Source organism: Chelativorans petroleitrophicus, from assembly GCF_025398195.1.
Taxonomy (GTDB): Bacteria; Pseudomonadota; Alphaproteobacteria; order Rhizobiales; family Rhizobiaceae; genus Chelativorans; species Chelativorans petroleitrophicus.
In genome coordinates, this window is sequence record NZ_JAODNV010000023.1 from 25,213 (window position 1) to 42,720 (window position 17,508).

Annotated in this window: 24 protein-coding genes and 1 other RNA gene; 7 read left to right on the top strand and 18 right to left on the bottom strand. The window is 60.6% G+C overall.

All coding sequences use genetic code 11. The features are described 5' to 3' along the window. Nucleotides 1-106 precede the first annotated feature (106 nt). The 3 genes from NYR54_RS17390 to NYR54_RS17400 all read right to left on the bottom strand — a co-directional run bounded on the left by NYR54_RS17390 (nucleotide 107) and on the right by NYR54_RS17400 (nucleotide 1,817). On the bottom strand, nucleotides 107-619 hold the full coding sequence (locus NYR54_RS17390; RefSeq protein WP_261516989.1) for a dihydrofolate reductase: 513 nt from the start codon (nucleotides 617-619) through the stop codon (nucleotides 107-109). 2 nt (nucleotides 620-621) lie between these two features. Next, complete coding sequence (locus tag NYR54_RS17395; protein WP_261516990.1) at nucleotides 622-1,416, bottom strand: thymidylate synthase; 795 nt, start codon at nucleotides 1,414-1,416, stop codon at nucleotides 622-624. Between the two features lie 89 nt (nucleotides 1,417-1,505). Continuing rightward, the gene (locus NYR54_RS17400; RefSeq protein WP_261516991.1) at nucleotides 1,506-1,817 is read right to left on the bottom strand and encodes a DUF2853 family protein; all 312 of its coding nucleotides are present in this window, start codon (nucleotides 1,815-1,817) and stop codon (nucleotides 1,506-1,508) included. A gap of 129 nt (nucleotides 1,818-1,946) precedes the next feature. On the opposite strand from NYR54_RS17400, the gene ssrA reads away from it, so the two are divergent. Further along, nucleotides 1,947-2,313: a transfer-messenger RNA gene (gene ssrA, locus NYR54_RS17405) on the top strand. 54 nt (nucleotides 2,314-2,367) lie between these two features. On the opposite strand, the gene NYR54_RS17410 is transcribed toward ssrA, so the two are convergent. The 12 genes from NYR54_RS17410 to NYR54_RS17460 form a co-directional block, all read right to left on the bottom strand. Beyond that, on the bottom strand, nucleotides 2,368-3,426 hold the full coding sequence (locus NYR54_RS17410; protein ID WP_261516992.1) for a tyrosine-type recombinase/integrase: 1,059 nt from the start codon (nucleotides 3,424-3,426) through the stop codon (nucleotides 2,368-2,370). Next, nucleotides 3,410-3,667: a helix-turn-helix transcriptional regulator gene (locus tag NYR54_RS17415; RefSeq protein WP_261516993.1), complete on the bottom strand. Its 258-nt coding sequence runs from the start codon at nucleotides 3,665-3,667 to the stop codon at nucleotides 3,410-3,412. Before NYR54_RS17415 ends, NYR54_RS17410 begins: the two co-directional genes overlap by 17 nt. Nucleotides 3,668-3,965: 298 nt before the next feature. After that, nucleotides 3,966-4,532: a MerR family transcriptional regulator gene (locus NYR54_RS17420; protein WP_261516994.1), complete on the bottom strand. Its 567-nt coding sequence runs from the start codon at nucleotides 4,530-4,532 to the stop codon at nucleotides 3,966-3,968. A 55-nt stretch (nucleotides 4,533-4,587) separates the two neighbouring features. Continuing rightward, nucleotides 4,588-4,974 carry a hypothetical protein gene (locus NYR54_RS17425; protein ID WP_261516995.1) on the bottom strand — a complete coding sequence of 129 codons (387 nt, stop codon included), beginning with the start codon at nucleotides 4,972-4,974 and terminating at the stop codon, nucleotides 4,588-4,590. Between the two features lie 478 nt (nucleotides 4,975-5,452). Then, entirely contained in the window at nucleotides 5,453-6,661 is a 1,209-nt protein-coding gene (locus tag NYR54_RS17430; protein WP_261516996.1) for a phage portal protein, read from the bottom strand. A 2-nt stretch (nucleotides 6,662-6,663) separates the two neighbouring features. Continuing rightward, nucleotides 6,664-7,179 carry an HK97 family phage prohead protease gene (locus NYR54_RS17435; protein ID WP_261516997.1) on the bottom strand — a complete coding sequence of 172 codons (516 nt, stop codon included), beginning with the start codon at nucleotides 7,177-7,179 and terminating at the stop codon, nucleotides 6,664-6,666. Nucleotides 7,180-7,183: 4 nt separating this feature from the next. Continuing rightward, nucleotides 7,184-8,485 carry a phage major capsid protein gene (locus NYR54_RS17440; protein WP_261516998.1) on the bottom strand — a complete coding sequence of 434 codons (1,302 nt, stop codon included), beginning with the start codon at nucleotides 8,483-8,485 and terminating at the stop codon, nucleotides 7,184-7,186. A gap of 263 nt (nucleotides 8,486-8,748) precedes the next feature. Next, nucleotides 8,749-10,209, bottom strand: a complete 1,461-nt coding sequence (locus tag NYR54_RS17445) for a terminase large subunit (RefSeq protein WP_261516999.1) — start codon at nucleotides 10,207-10,209, stop codon at nucleotides 8,749-8,751. Between the two features lie 171 nt (nucleotides 10,210-10,380). Next, nucleotides 10,381-10,752 (bottom strand): HNH endonuclease, encoded by a 372-nt coding sequence (locus NYR54_RS19380; RefSeq protein ID WP_423738638.1) that lies wholly within the window; start codon nucleotides 10,750-10,752, stop codon nucleotides 10,381-10,383. Continuing rightward, nucleotides 10,749-11,093 carry a phage head closure protein gene (locus NYR54_RS17450; protein WP_261517000.1) on the bottom strand — a complete coding sequence of 115 codons (345 nt, stop codon included), beginning with the start codon at nucleotides 11,091-11,093 and terminating at the stop codon, nucleotides 10,749-10,751. The genes NYR54_RS19380 and NYR54_RS17450 overlap by 4 nt, the downstream gene beginning before the upstream one ends. Continuing rightward, a complete protein-coding gene (locus NYR54_RS17455) occupies nucleotides 11,090-11,404 on the bottom strand; it encodes a head-tail connector protein (protein WP_261517001.1) in 315 nt (104 codons plus the stop codon). The genes NYR54_RS17450 and NYR54_RS17455 overlap by 4 nt, the downstream gene beginning before the upstream one ends. 752 nt (nucleotides 11,405-12,156) lie before the next feature. Beyond that, nucleotides 12,157-12,381 carry a hypothetical protein gene (locus tag NYR54_RS17460; RefSeq protein ID WP_261517002.1) on the bottom strand — a complete coding sequence of 75 codons (225 nt, stop codon included), beginning with the start codon at nucleotides 12,379-12,381 and terminating at the stop codon, nucleotides 12,157-12,159. Between the two features lie 466 nt (nucleotides 12,382-12,847). Between NYR54_RS17460 and NYR54_RS17465 the strand changes: the two genes are divergently transcribed. Genes NYR54_RS17465 through NYR54_RS17475 form a run of 3 tightly spaced genes read left to right on the top strand, consistent with a single transcriptional unit; the run spans nucleotide 12,848 to nucleotide 13,805 of the window. After that, the gene (locus NYR54_RS17465; RefSeq protein WP_261517003.1) at nucleotides 12,848-13,375 is read left to right on the top strand and encodes an SspB family protein; all 528 of its coding nucleotides are present in this window, start codon (nucleotides 12,848-12,850) and stop codon (nucleotides 13,373-13,375) included. 2 nt (nucleotides 13,376-13,377) lie between these two features. Further along, nucleotides 13,378-13,578, top strand: coding sequence for a DUF4169 family protein (locus tag NYR54_RS17470; RefSeq protein WP_261517004.1), 201 nt, complete (start codon nucleotides 13,378-13,380; stop codon nucleotides 13,576-13,578). Continuing rightward, nucleotides 13,575-13,805: a ribbon-helix-helix domain-containing protein gene (locus tag NYR54_RS17475; protein ID WP_261517005.1), complete on the top strand. Its 231-nt coding sequence runs from the start codon at nucleotides 13,575-13,577 to the stop codon at nucleotides 13,803-13,805. Before NYR54_RS17470 ends, NYR54_RS17475 begins: the two co-directional genes overlap by 4 nt. A gap of 9 nt (nucleotides 13,806-13,814) precedes the next feature. Here the strand turns inward: NYR54_RS17475 and NYR54_RS17480 are convergent, their stop codons facing one another. Then, nucleotides 13,815-14,279, bottom strand: coding sequence for a hypothetical protein (locus tag NYR54_RS17480; protein ID WP_261517006.1), 465 nt, complete (start codon nucleotides 14,277-14,279; stop codon nucleotides 13,815-13,817). Between the two features lie 185 nt (nucleotides 14,280-14,464). Continuing rightward, entirely contained in the window at nucleotides 14,465-15,091 is a 627-nt protein-coding gene (locus NYR54_RS17485) for a DapH/DapD/GlmU-related protein (RefSeq protein ID WP_261517007.1), read from the bottom strand. Nucleotides 15,092-15,193: 102 nt separating this feature from the next. Between NYR54_RS17485 and NYR54_RS17490 the strand changes: the two genes are divergently transcribed. The 3 genes from NYR54_RS17490 to NYR54_RS17500 are packed head-to-tail and all read left to right on the top strand — an operon-like array spanning nucleotide 15,194 to nucleotide 16,856. Beyond that, nucleotides 15,194-15,352, top strand: a complete 159-nt coding sequence (locus NYR54_RS17490) for a hypothetical protein (RefSeq protein ID WP_261517008.1) — start codon at nucleotides 15,194-15,196, stop codon at nucleotides 15,350-15,352. A gap of 25 nt (nucleotides 15,353-15,377) precedes the next feature. Beyond that, a complete protein-coding gene (locus NYR54_RS17495; RefSeq protein WP_279327585.1) occupies nucleotides 15,378-15,956 on the top strand; it encodes an SCO family protein in 579 nt (192 codons plus the stop codon). Nucleotides 15,957-15,983: 27 nt separating this feature from the next. Next, entirely contained in the window at nucleotides 15,984-16,856 is an 873-nt protein-coding gene (locus tag NYR54_RS17500) for a 50S ribosomal protein L11 methyltransferase (protein ID WP_261517009.1), read from the top strand. Between the two features lie 70 nt (nucleotides 16,857-16,926). On the opposite strand, the gene NYR54_RS17505 is transcribed toward NYR54_RS17500, so the two are convergent. Next, entirely contained in the window at nucleotides 16,927-17,175 is a 249-nt protein-coding gene (locus NYR54_RS17505; RefSeq protein ID WP_261517010.1) for a hypothetical protein, read from the bottom strand. Nucleotides 17,176-17,508 lie beyond the last annotated feature (333 nt).

A 17,508-nucleotide genomic window follows, 5' to 3' on the forward strand; every position in this document is an offset into this window, starting at 1 on the left:
TTCCTTCATTCACCCGCCGGCCTTCCGAGGCGACGGCGCTCGCTTTCGCACGTTATAGGGATGCAAAACCGTGCTTTCAACGCGAAGCCGTCCGCAGGAAGCTGGCCTACACCTTCCGCCGTTCGTAGACCACATAACGCGTTGGGTAAATGTCCTTCTCGCCGGCAGGCACGATATCCTGCGAAACCGCCTCCCAGATCTCCTCGCTGATTGGCGGGAAGAACACATCGCCTTCAACCTCGGCGTCCACATGGGTCACGTAAAGCCGGTCAGCCTCAGGCAACGCCTGACGATAAATTTCGCCGCCTCCAATGACGCAGATTTCATCGCCAGCACCACTCTCCTTCGCGATCGCGACCGCTTCATCAAGCGAGCGCGCCGCAGCAACGCCTTCCGCGGCGAAAGCCGGATCGCGCGAGATCACCACATTGAAGCGCCCCTGCAAGGGTTTGCCGATGCTTTCCCAGGTCTTGCGGCCCATGATGACCGGCTTTCCCATCGTGATGGCCTTGAAGCGCTTCAGATCGGTGGGAAGGCGCCAGGGCAATCCTCCTGCGCGGCCGATGATGCCGTTCCGCGCAATCGCGACGACAAGTGCGATCCTTGTTGCAGAAGCCATACTCACACCGCCACCGGCGCCTTGATATGCGGGTCGGCGACATAGTCTTCCAGCCGGAAGTCCTCGTAACGGAAGGAAAAAAGATCATCCACCGCAGGGTTGATCCACATCCGGGGAAGCGGTTTCGGCGTGCGGGTCAGCTGCTCCCGGGCCTGATCGAAGTGGTTGAAGTAGAGATGCGCGTCCCCAAGCGTGTGCACGAATTCTCCCGGCTTCAACCCGGTCACCTGGGCAATCATCATCGTAAGCAGCGCATAGGACGCAATATTGAAGGGCACCCCCAGGAAAATGTCAGCCGAGCGCTGGTAAAGCTGGCAGGAAAGCCGCCCCTCCGCAACGTGGAACTGGAATAGGCAGTGGCAGGGCGGCAGCGCCATGGAGTCAATCTCCGCCGGGTTCCACGCCGTAACGACATGCCGCCGCGAGTAAGGATTCTCCTTCAACGCCTTAAGAAGATTGGCAATCTGGTCGATGCGCCTACCGTCGGGTGCCGGCCAGGAGCGCCACTGCGCACCATAGACGGGGCCCAAATCGCCATTTTCGTCCGCCCACTCGTCCCAGATGGTCACACCATTTTCCTGAAGATAGCGGACATTGGTGTCGCCCTTCAGGAACCATAGAAGCTCATAGATGATGGATTTCAGATGCAGCTTCTTGGTCGTCAGAGCGGGAAAGCCCGCCTGAAGGTCGAAGCGCATCTGATGGCCGAAAACGCCCCGCGTGCCGGTGCCGGTGCGGTCGGCACGGTCCACACCGTTTTCAAGGACGTGGGCGAGCAGGTCGAGATATTGTCGCATCGGGTCGCGGCCGAATCAGGTTGCTCCTTCCAGGATAGGATGAAGCCGGCGGTCGAGAAATGCCTCCGGCTTCCAAGCCGCGAGCACGTCTAGATAGCCTGAAGTTTCCCCAGATGCTTGGCGACCAGATAATAGAACGTCACACGGCTCTTCGTACTGTCGCCGCTCATCGTCTCGCAGACCTTCTCAATGATCGAATCGCACTTGGCGTCGTCGGTCTCGCCGAACTTTTTCTTGCACCATCTCTCGCGCACGCGCGCGAGCTCCTCCGGGTCGCTGCAGGAAACCAGAGATGAGTCCCGGTTCCGCAGTGCAATGCCCAGATGCTTGACGATCTTGTCCACAACCGCTGCGTCGGCAGTTGCGTCATACTTGCGAATATCAGCGAGATAATCAGCCATATCGTTCCCTCGCAGCCTCTCCTGGTTCAGCCCATCCCTCGCTGCAACGAAACGTCGCATCGCCCCACGGCCGGAAGCTTCGGCAATCACCCCTGTGGAGTCAACGAAAAATGCGCTTTGGGGCGCCCTGGGGTTTTCATTTCAACCGGTTCTCACTATATCTGATGGCGTCAGCTTCGGGCTGACTATGGCGATAAACGGCCGATGCAATAAGCCAATCGGACCCGGGGGCAGTGCCCGGCGCCTCCACCAGAAACTGCCGGCCAGCCAGGAGGGGCGGCTTCTGATGGGGGCGAAACAGGATCGACGATGGTGTAAAGATCGGACCTTCGCCCGGCATGGTACCACCGTTATCGGACCGAACCTAATAGTTGCCAACGACAACTATGCGGAAGCCCGTCTCGCTGCGTAAGCGGCGCGACAGCTTCACTTCAAGTCTCAGGCCGTCGCAGGCCTGAGCGGGGTCCGGAGGCACCTGGCAACAGAAGCCTCCACTTCCTTCCTTTCCCGCTATCCATTTGATTTTCCACGATTTCCATTTTCCATTTTTTCAACGTTTTACAGCTTTGTCCTGTTTCCGTTCTTTCAGGCTGAGCAAGATGGCCTGCCCGCCTTTCTTCCGGTCAGCATAGCGGCTGTAGCGTTCGACCATGGGAACGCTCATTCCCACCGCATCGCTTATCTGCAGGGCGGTGTAGCCTTCCTGCCGCAGCCGGATGACGGCATTCGCCCTGAGACCGTGCCAAACAACGCCCTGTAGCTCGGGATGCTTTTCCCGCTCCTTATCGAGCATCTTCCACAGGAGATTCGTTGTGAAGGGTCGGCCACTGTCCTGCAGGAGAAACGGGCCAGGCCGCTTCTCCCAGGTCGCCATTTCCGCTTCCAGCTCAGGAAAGATCGGGCACCACGGCTCGACGCCCGTCTTTTTCTGGCGAAGGCGGAAGCCGCCATCGTCTATGTCGGTCCAGCCAAGCCGCACAAGATCGCTGATACGCTGCCCTGTGTAGCGCCCCAGCACGTAGGCGCGGCGCAACATGCCGGTGAAATGCTTGTCCGCGAAATCCAACTGCTCAGGCGTCCAGGGCTTGTGCCCCTCGCCTCTATCGAAATGCGCAACACCATGCGTCGGATCTCGGCTCAGAAGCTCGCGCGGTCCACATGCCCAGCGGCACATAGCGCGGAGAGCATCGAGCACATTATTCGCGGTGCCCGGTTTCTTGGCTCCTATCTTCTCGATCAATGCTTGCACATGGGAAGGCCGAAGGCTATCGGCCGGGAGATTGCCCCAGGCGTCCCGCACGACGCGCAGAGATTGGCGATACTTTTCCTGCGTGCTCTCGCTCAGCTTGCGCGGAAGGCTGGGCCATGCTGTTTCGTAGGCGTCTATCAGGGCGCCGATTGTGCCCGTAGGAACCGGGCCAACAATGCCCTGCGCCTGCCGCACAGCTTGCCAGAACTCGGGTGAATGCGGATCGTTCGGAAGCTTTATGCGCTCGCCCTGGTGGTCGGTGCCCCGGCCTGCCTGATAGTAGAAGTATTCCCGCCCGCGCGAGACGACGCGGTGCACGCCCTTCGGCAATGAGACTGCTGCTCTACGCCGCCGTTTCATTCAGAGCCGCCAAGAATGGATCATTGTCGGGTTGCGGACCGTTACCGGCCATTGAAGCAAGCGCCGCCTCAACCTGAGCCCAGCACCACCGGACTGAACCGCCGATCTTTATCGGCTTGGGAAGCAGGCCGCGCTGCACATAGTCGTCAACTGTCGATTCGGAAATGTCCAGTTCGGCCGCCAAGGTCGCCTTGGAGACAAAGGAAGGCGGTCGCTGGCCTATGAGAACGGCGCGGGCCATGACTAACGGCCCCTATTACATGCGGTCATGGGTCCACACTCCAGAGATGCTGCCTGCCGACATGACAGACAGATCACCGCAGTGCCCTCCAAGCGACGGACCGCGCGACATGCGTCCCCGTGGCTCCCGTCCTCGACGCACATCGCAACTTCCTGATACGCGCCCAAGTGCCAATTGGCAAGCCCCTTCAAGTCTGTCCTGTGAATAGTTGCGGCTCGCCGTTCTTGACCGTCAATCAGCTTCATGCCGACATGGTGCGGCAGGTGATCAGGGGTGTGGAAAGAGGCGGGCGAAAAAATCATTCGTCGCCCTCTTCGCTGGACGAAGCGGCGTCCTTGATCGTGATAATAAGCTTTTCAAGAGCGGCAGTGAGGCTTGCTTCCTCTTCGGCAGACCAATCGTCTAATTCGGAGCCCAACAAAGCGCGCTGAACTGCCCTCGCCACAACAGGGCTCAGAGCAATCGAAATATAGGCGTCGGGATATTCTCCAGGCTTCATTTCGTCAGCATCGACGATGCGCATTAGCCATTCGCCTTGGGAGCGCCAAAGCAAAAGCCGCTCGCCAACAAATCGGACCGCGTGGGCAAAGTGCGTGGCGTTCGGGTCATAAGTGACGCGGTGCCCCATGATGATCACATTGGCGAAATCGCTTGCTTCTTCGACGGTTAAGCCAAAATCAACCATCTGGCGCACGAGCGCCAATATGGCGACATCAGCAAGGTTGAACTCACGCCAGCCCGAACCCTCAGAAGTCGTGAGGCTAACCTGCTTACGCTGAAGCCAGTTCCTGAGCGACTTCGGCGTAGCGTCGATCGCATAGGCCACGTCCGAAAACCGCAATTTCCTGTCCATTAAGGCGTTCATTGGAATGGCCTCTTATGAGCACTTTACGCAAATATGCTCCGCTGATGATATTTTGTCAAGTGCAGGTCCGCCTCCGCTTCTGCCGACACCGCTCGCTGCAATATTTCTGATGGCTCCGCTTGGCGCCCGTGATCGGCTCGCCGCAGACCACACACTTGAGCCTGGCGCGCTCTTCCGCTCGGGCTTTCGCCGTCAGGCCGTTGAAGTAGTCGTTCAGGCACTTCCGATCACAGAATATCCGCCGCCAGTGCCTCAAGTCCGGCAGGCGCTTGCCGCACTGCTCGCACCATCCGGGTTCATGCAGCGTCAGCATGGCCGCCTCGTCATCGCTGAATTGTGCCGATTTGCGCAGACTTTGCTGCAAAAGCGCCTTCCAGGCCGGGAAGGGCGGAACTTTTGGCCGCACTGCTCGCATGGCTGTTCGGGCTGCTTCGCGGACCAAGCGGCGTACCAGGCGCGAACGCGAGCGTTCATTGCCTCGCGCTCATGGAGCCGGGAAATCGCGGCTTGGTGGTTCTTCGCACAGATGGATGAACAGTATTTGTGATGTCCATCGGGCAGCTTCCAGCCGCAGCGTATGCAGCGTGTGCGCTCGAACACCACAACGCCGTCTTGGGTGTATTCAGGCTGGCCTTCCTTCCATGAAGGCCGATACGCCCCGATGCGATTCAAGGCCGCGTCGACGATCTCTTTCGCTGCGGTTTCGGCCTCGTGCCAGCCCCAGCCTTCCAGGCAGAGATGTTGGCGAAGGCCATGGCGGCAATCGGCCTCCAAGGCGAATTTCGTCGGTGTGCCCTCTGCGAGAATAAGCGCTGCCGCTTCCACCAGAAGGCGGCGCTTGTCCTTGGTGATGCGTAGCTTTTTCCGCTTCCGCTCCGTTTCGGGCTTCGGTGTCCAGGGCAACCGGGAGAGCATCAGCCTCACTCCTTCGGCGCGCCGGTTTGCTCCCTGTTCATGTTGAGCGGGCTCAGGTACGCGTCAGCCTCTGCATCGGTGCGCGGGTTCAGGTTCTCGAATCGCCGGAGATCGTTGGCCGAATAGACGCCCACTTCCCGCCCTATCCTGTACGCCTGGAAGCGGGTCAAGATGTCGGCCCTCACCAGAAGATCGGTATCGAACTCCACTTCGTGGCTGCGCCGTCCGGCCTCGCTGAAGAGGTCGCGCATGATGGCTTGCTCCCATCGCACCAACCAGGGCTGCACGGTTCCAGCGGCAAACTGGCGCCTCATCTCCACAACGTTCGAATAGTTCGCGTTGGAAAGCTCATTCAGAAGCGGCGCGGGGATGTTGAAGATTCTGGCAACCTCAAGCACGGCCAGGCGGCGGGCTTCTGACAGTTCGGCGTCATGCGGCGTGGCGGAAACCTCTTTCCACTGCATGCCCTCTTCAAGAACGCCAATCTTTCCCGCGTTCTCGCTACCGCCATACAGGGCTTGCAAGCTCTCCCGGAGCGTCTTTGCTGCTTCCGGCCCGATCTGTTCAGGATGAGTCACGATGCCGCTCAGCCGCGCTCCATTGCGCCACGTAGCGGCTGCGAATCGCTCTGTCGCAACGGCACCGCCCAGGGCCTCACGCGCCCTGTCGAGCCGGGAGCGAGGCGTGAAAGGATCGTCCCAACGGTCACGAAGAATGAACACCTCGCCCGGTAGCAGGCGCCGGGTTCCCACCTCGTCGGAAACTTCAAAGCGAATGCGGCGGGTGCCGGGAATGCGTTCAAGGCTCACCTGCCCCGGATGGATAGGCCATATGGCCGCAGGATGCCCATTGCCGTTCCGCTCGATCTCGGCAACCGCATAGCCATGAAGAAGGCAGTTTGCCTGCATGGTGGCGATGAACTCGGCAGGTGTCTGAAGCTCATTGGGCGCCTCGGTGAAGAGCCTGGCGACGGGATGGCTCGCCTCGGCTTCGCGCACGCCCCCGGCTTCCTTCCGATAGACCAGGAGCGGCAGCATCGCCACGGCTTCACTGATGATGGTGATGGCGCTGAAGGCAGCGGCATTGCCCTCCACCACGGCAGGCGAGACGAGGCCGCCCGTGAGGGTCGGGAAGCCAAGTTGCCCAAGAAGGTCCCAGGAGGTCGGAGCCGCACGGGTTTCCCTGCGGCCCAGGAAGCGGTCAATGATGCCCATTTTCAGCAGCTCTCCATCCAGCGGCGGGCGGCAATGAGGCGAGGCGCGACTGTGGGCCGCCGCCTTGCCTGCACGGTCGTGCCCTCATACGCCGGCCATGCGGACACAATGCTGATCTCGTGAAGGTTGACGGCCCGGAGCTCTCGCCGGTTATCGGTCCAGCGCTCGCCCTTGTCCCGAACAGTGAACCCGAATGACATGCCACCAATGTCGCCCCTCTCGGCGAGTTCGAGGAGGTCCCGGCCAATTGACGTGTTCGGCACGTCGAGGTCGAAGTGAAGGCCTCGGCTGTCCTCTGATAGCCTGAGCGTCCCTGAGCGCGTCCGCGCCAGAACCGCCTTGGGATCGTGGTCAGCAAGGGCAAGCACGTCCCTGCCTTCGCGCAGCGTGTCGGTAAAGGCGCCGGGCAGGATGACTTCGGTGAAGTCGGAAATGCGCGTGTCGACGCCATAGAGGGCCGCATAGCCCTCCAGGCGCCGCCCCTTGGCCCGCAATTCGAGTGATGCCCGGCGCTCCACGCTCTTACTCCGAACCCTCCGAACCCACGGGAAGGTCATCCGCGTAGGCAAAGCTTTCCGGATGCCGGACTGCAATGTCCACGTCCTGCATCGCCCTCACCATGACGCGGCCCTTGGCGTAGGCCGTTGAGTCGTAGGGGTTGACGAGGAGGTCAATGCCCGTCCAGCGTCCGATAAGAAGCTGCGACCATGCCCCGAAAATGACGGTGGAATTGTCCGCCTCATCGCCGTCCACATCGGGCAGCGCGGTGGTCGTGACGGCGGCATAACCGGCGAGATTGCCCGGTTCGTTCATCAGGAACCCGGCGCCCGCGTCCTCGTCCACCTTCAGCGTGGCGCGAAGCTTGGCAACCGCCTTCGGCGTCATGGCCCAACCCATCGATCCGATGTCGGCGTCGGCGCTTTCGATGCTGGCGATGAAGTCCAGCACCTCGGCCCAGGAAGGCGTACCGAGCGATAAGGCGTGAACGTTCGAGGTGTTGATGATGCCGGTAGGAATATTGTTTGAGCCGGAACCCATGAGCGCCGCAGCGTCAACAGCACGGGCGACCACGGCGGCAAGATCGCGGCGAACAATCTGCTCAACCGACGGGACGGCATTGAGCATCGTGCGACGGCTGAACGAAGTCATGGCCGCAACGGTGTGAGGCGAAAGCGTAACGTCCGAGAACGTCGCATCGGATGAGGTAATGTCTCCCTCTTCGGCCACCCAGTAGGCGGCGCTGGATCCAGTCTGTTTCGGGATTTCAATGGTGCCCACAAGCCCGTCCAGCACGGTCGCGCCCAGGCGGCCCGTAACCATGGCGCTGCGGCGCATGTCAATGAACAGGTCACCGCGATGGACAGTCGGCGCCAGGGAGAAGGCCGCGCCAGGCGATCCGGAATCGCCAACCGTCAGCGTCCGCTTTTCCGCCAGGAAAACTTCATCAGGTACCGCGATGCCGGAGAAGCTGCGGCCCGTGCGGCGCTGAAGCTCGGCAGACAGTTCGCGTTCCCGGCCATCGTCGACACGCTCGCCCATGGCTGCGCGGATGGCGGTGGTGATCGAAAACTCTCGTGCGCGGTCCTCGAAGGCGCCGTCCTTGCCATTGCCCGAGATGATGGCGGGTGCGGAACGCTCGGCCTCCTGAACGTCCTTTGCGCGCTGAATCTTAGCGTCCAGCGCGGTGATCTCGGCCTTGAGCTCGCCGTGCCGCTTCTCTTCCTCTGCCGTGTAGTCGCGCGACTCGGCTTCCACCTGGTCGGCAATCCGGCGCATCTCGGCAACCGCCGCCGCTCGTTTCTCCTGAAGCTCGTGAACTTTCATGCGTCTCTTTCCTCTTTCGTGCACGAAATAACCGGTAGTGCGCATTGTCGCGCAATAATCTTACGTTATCAAGTCATATAGCGCAAGAATGTTGCGTCGTGCAGGGGAAGCAGCCCGCCTCGCGCTGCATCGCCAAAGCGGTAACCTCGGTAACCTTTCAGAAGAAAGCTAAGGAAAACAATAGGTTGGGGAGGCGGCAAAAGTTACCGCCTAAGCCATTAAGCGGTAACCTTGGTAACCTCGGTAACCTTTGTGGCTCTGCTTCAGGCCGCTACGTCCACGGAAAAGACGCCCCGAGAGCGGTACACCGATTGTTTCTTCGGAGGCGTTCGGGAAGCAAGGCCGACGGCCATAGCGGTTGCCTGAAGGCCATCAATTCGGCCCGTGCTCTTGGCTTTGTCCAGCTTCCGCCCGCCTGCCGGATTCATGACGGCCACGGCATTGGACACACACCAGTCGAGCACCGGGTTCTTCGGGTGGCGAAGTTCCTTTTGCAGAACAAGCTTTTCCAGCGCGTCGAGCGCGGGACTCATATCCTGAAAGCCCTGCCCCCATGGGATCAGATCGAGGTTGATGCCTTCGTCGGCAAGGATGCGCTGAAGCTCGCCCATGCCCCAGCGGTCGTAGGCGCAACCCTGCACGTCATAGGCGGTGACGATCCCGCCTATGCGGTGCGCCACGAAAGCCTTGTCTATGGCGCGGCCCGGCGTGGCCTGAATAAAGCCCTGCCGCACCCATGTTCGATACGGGACATGATCCAGCCTCTCGGCCTCGTCGAGTCCTTCGGCGGGTTTCCAGAACCACGTGAGCAGGTCGCCGGTATCGGGAAAGAACGCTGCCAGCGCCGTCAAGTCCGTGGTTGAGGATAGATCAAGGCCCAGGAAGCAGCGCTTGCCCTTGAGGCCCTCGACGTCGATCTCAGCGGCACACGCTCGCCAGTCAGTCGCCGCAAGAAACCGTTCCTCGGCCTCTATGCGCATATTGAGGCGAAGGTTCATGAACCTCGGCAGGAATGACGGGACGCGCTTTGCCCGCTCTGCCTGAGCGCGAAATTCCGTCTCGTCGAGGAAGATTCCCCATGCCGGGTTTACGGCCTGCCATAGCGCCTCGTCGAATGGATCGCACCCCTCTGGCGCGGCGGTGAGTTGGATGTACGTGCTTGAATCCGCGCCCTTCAGTGCGTCATCTATGAGCACCGACAAGGGATGCTGATCCGTGGCGGCCTGGGTCGAGATGACGATGCCAAGGCTTTCCTTCCTTTTGCCTTGAGCCGTCTGGAGGTTATCGAAAAGCTCATCTGTCTTAACTTGGGCGTACTCGTCATAAACCCACAGCGAGGGCGCAAGACCGTGCCCGCGCCGAACGTCCGCTGACAACGCCTCGTAGATCGAGCCTTTGCCGGGACCTTCTAGAACCTCGATTTGCTTATGGAAGCGTATGACGTTTGTGCGAGCGTCGAACTCAGGGACGGCCTCAATGATGGCCGCCATTTCCGCGAACAGAAGCGCGGCTTGCTTCTTGTCAATTGCCGCCGAATAAATCTCTCCTCTCGGCTCGCTTTCCGGCCCGAGGAGGTGACATAGGCAAAGCCCGGCGATCAGGCCGGTTTTCCCGTTTCCACGAGGTTCGCTCTTGATCGCAAGCCTTATCTTCCGCCGCCCGTTCTCGTCGAGCCGCCCGTAGACGTTCTCCACGAACTCACGCTGATTCGGGAGAAGCTTCATCTTCTGCCCGGCAAGGATTCCTTTTGTTATTGGCAGAAATTCGAGGAAAGCAATCACGCGTTCAGCACGGGAAAGCCCGCGCTTTTCCCACGGCAGCTTGCGAGCGCGGGTTTTCGCCGCCGCGTTCTTCTTCGCCCTCGCCCCTGGTCCTCGAAGTCCCATAACCGACAGTCACTTTTGGTAACTAATTGAATTTTGAGGGTCGCGCGCCGGTGTGAGAGCAGGCGATGCCGTGATCGAACGCCCCCCGCCGGTGTACCATGGGTGCGCTGGATCACGTGGCGATCCATCCGGAAAGCAGCCTCGGTGTTTTGGTGGCGTCCACGTCCGCCCGGTGCGCTCGGCTGCCGTCTTGGCGTTATGACAATCCTGGCAGAGCGATTGCCAGTTTGACGACTTCCATATGTCACCGCCGCGCGAGACAGGCACGATGTGATCAACATGCTTCGCTGGCTTGGTGAGACATGCTTCGCACATAGGCGAACGGCTAAGCTGCATGCGCCTGCATTTCTGCCAGCGCGCCGTATCGTAGAAGCGCGTCATGCGCCACCTGTGCAATCTATAGTCAGGAACCGCTTTCGCTCATCGAGATTGCGCAGGGATGTGATGTCCAGGGTCTCGCCACGGTAGACCAGACGCCACCCGGTGCGAACATCATCGCGATAGCGGATATGCACTGCCACGTCATAAGGGCTCGCCAGGCGCCCGGCTATGACGCGCTCCTCGCCCTTCAGTGGCTCGACACGGGCGGCGATTGGGCCAATCTCATGCCATGTCACGGTCGTGCCGCCCTGCCCGTCGCTTTCCTCGACTCGCTCCAGAAGGGTCACATGCTCCCGAAGATTGCCGATCCGCTGCGCGCGATATGGCTCCCGACTGGTCATTCCGTGGTTTCCTCGCAAGGCTCCAGAACGCCACCGCGAAGCTGGGCAATCAGGCTGCGAACATGCAGGGGAACGTTGGCAACGGATGCGTCGATCACGACAGGCTCACGCTGTTCGTACCAATGTGTTGCCAGCGACATGACGGCGATTTTCGCTTTTTCCGGCACATCGGCATCGGAATAGCTCTTGCCCGTCGCCTGCTCGATGAATTCCACCGCCGCCGCAAGCATCGTGGTCAGCGTGGCGTCATCATCATCAAAGTCGACGCGGGCAAATGCTTTCAGCTCCTCGAGGGTGACGGGCTCAGCCATGCGTGGCGCTCCGGTTTCATGCAAACTTCTTGCGTAAAGATAGCCGTTTGCGCAAACTTCTGCAATCAATGCCGCCATATCCTTTTTTTTTCTTCCTTCCCGCCTTCGTTCGCTCGCTTCGGGGCTCGCTCACTTCGGCTCACGCCGCTGGGGACATGCTCGATGGTGAGGGCGGTGGTGAAGGCATACGTCCCCCTCCGCTTGGGAAGGGGGACTGTCATGCTCGACGGAGCCGGGCGTATGGAGCCTAAAGCATGAGCGGTTTGCCGGATTGCCTCTGGGGGACATATGTCCATCGAGGCGCGCGCGAGGGTCAGCCTGTTCGCGCTACCGGTGCATCACAACTGGCGGGCTAAGACGACATGCCAAACCGTCCGACATGTCGCCACGGGGGAACTTCCCCATCCTTGGACGGCGGTATCCCGCGACGTATCTAAGTGCGTTTTGCCTTCGTGTTCCCCAACGGCCTGGCTAGCCGCTGAGCACGAGTCCCGACAGACGGGCTGGGCTATGTCGTGGCACCGCCTATCTTGCAGGCGGTATCCACTCAAATCTGTTGAACCGATCTACGCGGGCGAACCCGCGCTTGACGAAGTGCATTCCGATTTTCAGGCCAAGCCATTCCCGATCTCGGAGCCGAGCTCCTCGCGTCTCACCAGCCACAGCGGCAGTGCCAAGGTCGAGGGCGCTCGCGCATCCCTTCTGTGTCAGGTATCTGAGCGCACGAGATTCGCGCCTGTCGCGGCGGCGGGTCATGCGACTCCTCCCGCTACGTAGCCGCACAGCCCCTCGTCTGACAGGCTTTGCCGAATACGGTTCGCCTCGCCCGGTGACTCGCAGAGGATCGTTTCAACCGCGCAGCCGACGCGGTGAATAGTGATAGCGGTTCCCCTGCCCCAGCGTTCCACCACAAAGTGGCCTTGGGGCTTTGCGGCAAGCCAGTCGCCAACATTGTCGAAGCGAGGTCGCACGGTCATTACCCTGCCCTCCGGAACTCATTGGCGAGTCGGATGGCGTCGCAGGCCTCTTTTGCCGTTAGCGAGAAGCGCTCGCGCAGGTTGGGCACGATCGGGCGCGGCGGGTTGGTCTCGCCTGCCAACCAGCGGGCAGCAATTTCCGTTTTACAGTCGGCCGGTTTGTTCTGCGCCCGTTCCTGCTTTTCCGGGTTTCCGCTGAAAAACGCATCTTCTTGATTTTCAAGCGGAATTGCCGTTTTAAGCGGAAGCCTCCACTTTTTTTGTTATGCTTTCCGCAATTTAACTGCCCGACAGGCCTTCCGGCCTCCAGCCGTTCGCGATCCACGGCGTCAGCCGCAATCGCAAAGAACGCCTGCCCGCAGGAAAATCCATTTTCTTTTTGCCCTTTATCGGTTTACGCCTGCGCTAACCTTCAGTAGAGCTATGCGGCAAAATTACCGTCGATTCAGAACCGTCCAAGACGCCCATGCCCGAGGACCGCATTCGATACGACATACTTGCCCAGGAGGCCTTGCGCGGTGTCATGCGCAAGGTGCTTCAGGAAGTTGCGCAGACCGGTCTGCCGGGCAACCATCATTTCTTCATCACCTTCCGGACGGGAGCACCTGGCGTGCGCATTTCCAGCCGGCTTAAGGAGCGCTATCCTGAACAGATGACGATTGTCCTCCAGTATCAATACTGGGACCTGAAAGTGGACGAGAAAGGCTTCGAGGTGGTGCTGTCCTTCTCGGACGTTCCGGAAAAGCTGGAAATACCCTTCTCGGCCGTGCGCGGCTTCTACGATCCGGCGGTGAATTTCGAACTTGAATTTCTGGATACGGAGGCGCCGCAGCAGGCGGAGGCGGAACGGACCCACGAGGCCAGCGCCAGCGCGGCAACCGAGGCGGCGCCTCCGGCCAGGAAAGAGGCCCCCTCGGAGAAAAGCTCCGCAGACGGGAACCGAGGGTCAAAGGGCGCAGACGTCGTCTCGCTTGACGCCTTCCGCAAGAAGTAGCCGTGGGCGAGGTCGTCAATCTGCGCTTGAGGCGCAAGCAGAAAGCCAGGGCCGAAAAGGAACGCCGCGCGGAGGAAAACCGCCGCCGCTATGGCCGCACGCGCGCCGAGCGCGAGACGGAGCATCTTGAGCGGGCGCTTGAGAAGGCACGGCTCGACCGCCATCTCCGCTCCGCTCCGGCCGGAGACAAGACGCGGCCATGACCGGCCCAAAAAAGCGTTCGGTCGCCATACGCGGCCATCGCACCAGCTTCTCGATCGAGGAGCCCTTCCTGACGGAGCTTGAGCGCCTCGCGCGCGCCCGCGGCATCACGCTTGCGGCTCTCGTCGCCGAGGTGGATGGGGCGCGGCCTCAGGGGACAAATCTGTCGTCAGCGCTCAGGCTCCATGTTCTGGAGGCCATCAAGCGGGAAAGCGGCAGAGCCGAATAGCCGGCGGCGTTACTTGAAATAAACGTAGTTGCCGTCCGCGTTCTTCTCGCGCTTCAGAACGCCCTTCTTGGCATATCGTGACAGCGGCCCGGAAAACGCGTTGGACTTGTAGCGCACGTTGAAGTCTTCCTGGCACTTCTTCACGATGTCCCCGATCGTGCGCTTCTGGTTGAAGAAGCCGCTGTCCACCAGCCCGGAAAGAGCCGCGACCGCGCCGCTCGCGCTCGGAACCTCATCGCGTTTACGTTGCTTGGCTGTCGCGGCGGAGCGCGGCCGGCTGGTGCGCGCGGGGCGCGTGGCGCGGCCGGGGCCGGCTTCATAGGCGGCTTCATCGGGCTCACCGAATTGCAGACCGCCTGCCTGTTTGAACAACAGCTCGATTATGCGAAGCTGCACTGCCTCGGACTCGAACTTGTTGATTGTCTCGGAAAGTTCGCTGAGCTGCTGCTTCAGTTCCTGAAATTGTTTTTGCATGGATTTCGCCCCAACTTACAGCCGCGCCGGCGGTCACGATACGGTAAGCTGCTTGCATAGGGATATATAAGTGAGGCTAAAGTCAATAACATCAGTTTAATTGCTATTTAAAGTGTAGAGAATATCGCAGCTCACGCCTTACGTGCATCTGGCCGATTCCGGGGCTTTCAGCTGGTAAGCGGCCGTCAGCTTCCGGCCCATTTGCGCAGGAAATCCTCGGCCGAAAGCGTCTGAATATCCGGCAATGCCTCGAAAAGCTTTCCGAGCGGCCAGTCCCACCAGCCGAGTGCCTGCAGGCCTTCGGCAACCGGCTGCGGAAAGCGGGGCCGGATGACATGCGCCGGTATACCGGCAACGATCATGTAAGGCGCGACGTCCCGCGTCACCACGGCATTGGCGCCGACAACCGCACCGTCGCCTACCGTTACACCCGGCATGATCACGGCGCCGTGGCCGATCCACACGTCATTGCCGATCGTCACCCGCTTCGCCCGGCGTCTTTCCCGGAAAGCCTCGTCCACGCCGCGATAGCGGAAATATTCGTTCGGCCGGTAGCTCACCTTATGGGTCGTCGCGCGCTCCATCGGATGCTCCAGCGCATTGATGCGCGTGTTCGCCGCGATCGAGCAGAACTTACCGATCTCCGCGTAAATGCCTTCGGCATTGCGCTCGAAATAGGTGAAGTCCCCTACCTTCACCTCGCGCAGGATCACGCGCTCCGCAATCGCGGTATAGCGGCCCAGCCGGCACGACTTCAGCTCCGCCGTAGGGTGGATGCGTGGCTCGGGATTGGTGAAACGCAAGTCCTCCATGGCCTTCTCTATGCGGCCGCCGCGTGGAAGAGCAAGCCGGCTGACATTCTTGCGACAGTTTGTATCTTTAATCGGCAGCGGCGGCGGAGTATCCTTCGCGGCATGAAACCGGCGCCCGCCAATCAGCCGCTCATGCTCGCCTTTGCCGCCGCGGCGCTTTCGCTTGCGGTGATTGGCGGGCTAGGTCTGGCCATGTGGATGGACAAGGGAGCAGCCCTTTTCCTTTCGCTTGTCGAGGCAGGGCTTGCCTGGTGCCTCTGATCCTCCCGCTTTCCGATTGCCTCCCATGATGCGCTACATTCTTGTCGGCATAATCCTTCTCATGGCCGCCGGGTTCGGCTGGATTGCCTTTGACTGGTACAATGCCGGTAAAGCGGGAGGAGCCTATGGCGCCCCGTTCGAGCTTACGGACCACACCGGCGAGCCCATAACAGAAGCGGCCTTCCGGGGGCATCCGACCGCCCTCTTCTTCGGCTTCACACATTGTCCCGACGTTTGCCCCACCACGCTTTTCGAGATGGAAGGTTGGTTCGAGACGCTAGGCGAGGAAGGCGAGGACCTGCGCGCCTTCTTCGTTACCGTCGATCCGGAGCGGGACACGCCCGAGGTGATGAAGACCTATCTGGGAAATTTCTCCGAGCGGATCACGGGGATAACGGGCGATCCGCAGAAGGTAGCGAAAATGATCAAGGACTTCAATATCTTCGCGCGCAAGGTCGAACTGGAGGACGGCGACTACACGATGGATCACACCGCCTCGGTCATCCTGCTTGACCGCGACGGCGGTTTCTTCGGCACCATCTCGCATCAGGAAAACCCCGATACGGCTATCGCAAAACTGCGCCGGCTGATAAGAGAGGGCTGAATCTTTCCATCGGCCGCTTTCTGCGCGATGCCCCAGACGCGATTTTATCTCCAATGCTCGGGCGCGCTTGCCCGCCAGGCCTATCAGCTTCTGGAATCCGCCTTTGAAGACGACGGATTCCCTCTGGCCGTTTTCGCGATCGACGAAGAGCGCGATCTGCATGAAGTCTCCCTTTACGCGAGCGAGACGCCCGATGCCGTCGAAGCGCGCATGAAACATGTTCTGGCCGGCCTTGAAGGCCTGCCAGCCATCGGGCGCGAGACGCTGCCGGACATCGACTGGGTTGCCCATTCCCTGCAGGGCCTTCATGCCGTGCGAGCCGGACGATTTCTTATCCATGGCGCCCACGAACACGGCTGCAAACGCGCAGGCGAGATCGGCATCGAGATCGAGGCTGGCCTAGCCTTCGGCACGGGCCACCATGGCACCACGGCGGGCTGTCTGGAAATGATCGCGCGCCTGCTCAAGGCCGAGCGCCCGAGAAACGCCCTAGATCTCGGCACAGGCAGTGCGGTTCTGGCCATCGCGATCGCTCGCCTCGCCCGCATCCCGGTTTTGGCCACGGATATCGATCCCGTGGCGGTGCGTGTCGCCAGCTGGAACGTGCTCCTGAACATGGCCGGGGCATGGGTGAAAACGGTTACGGCACCCGGCTTCCATCACCCGGTCTTCGGACACCGGAAGCCGTTCGACCTGATCGTGGCCAATATTCTGGCCCGGCCGCTCATGAAGATGGCACCGGCAATGGCCCACCATCTGGCGCCCGGCGGCTCTCTCATCCTCTCAGGCATCCTGGAGCGTCAGCGGCGCGCCGTCCTCGCCGCCTATGGCGCGCAGCGCTTCCGCCACATCACCACCTACTCCCGCGAGGGCTGGGTGACAATCCACCTGAAGCGCTGAGAACGCGCTCATGCCATGAAGGTACCTGCGCCAGTTGCCAAGCGTAGGTACAACTTTTGTGATACGCATATCACCGCGCCGGCTTGATGCTGCCCACCGCCAGCGGAGCCTCAGTGTGAATACCGAGCGCCTCGAAAGCCCAGTCCTGCATTTCCGGTGACGCGTTGTCCGACTTCAGGATCGAGACGGCCAGCTTGGAAACATCAGGAGCCGGTTTGGCATTGATCACGCCATGGGCAAAATACCCGACGGCCATGGCGCATGTGACACAGATCGCCGGCGAGGCGATCAGAGCCGCAAGCCGAAGATATCTTTGCAAGCGATGAAACCGCCCCTCCCTCGGTAGTTCGTCAGAAATGTCAGTCATTCCACCTACCCCCATGTAGAACGGCGTCGGTGATACTGCTCAATATTAGTTAAAATGCAGATAAAGCCGATTTCTGCCGGGCAGAATCTTAAACGGACGGCTTGACCACCCGTATTTGTTCCGTTGCGAGGATATCGAAGAGGTTTAGGTATCCGGCGCTGCATCATAGATCGGAACAAAATTTACGCGTGAGGCCGATGCAACATCGGATGATGTCCCGAGAGGTGGTGTAGCTTATGCGATCGCCGTGCCTTCCGGACTGTGCCGGATCAGCTTGCCGCAGCG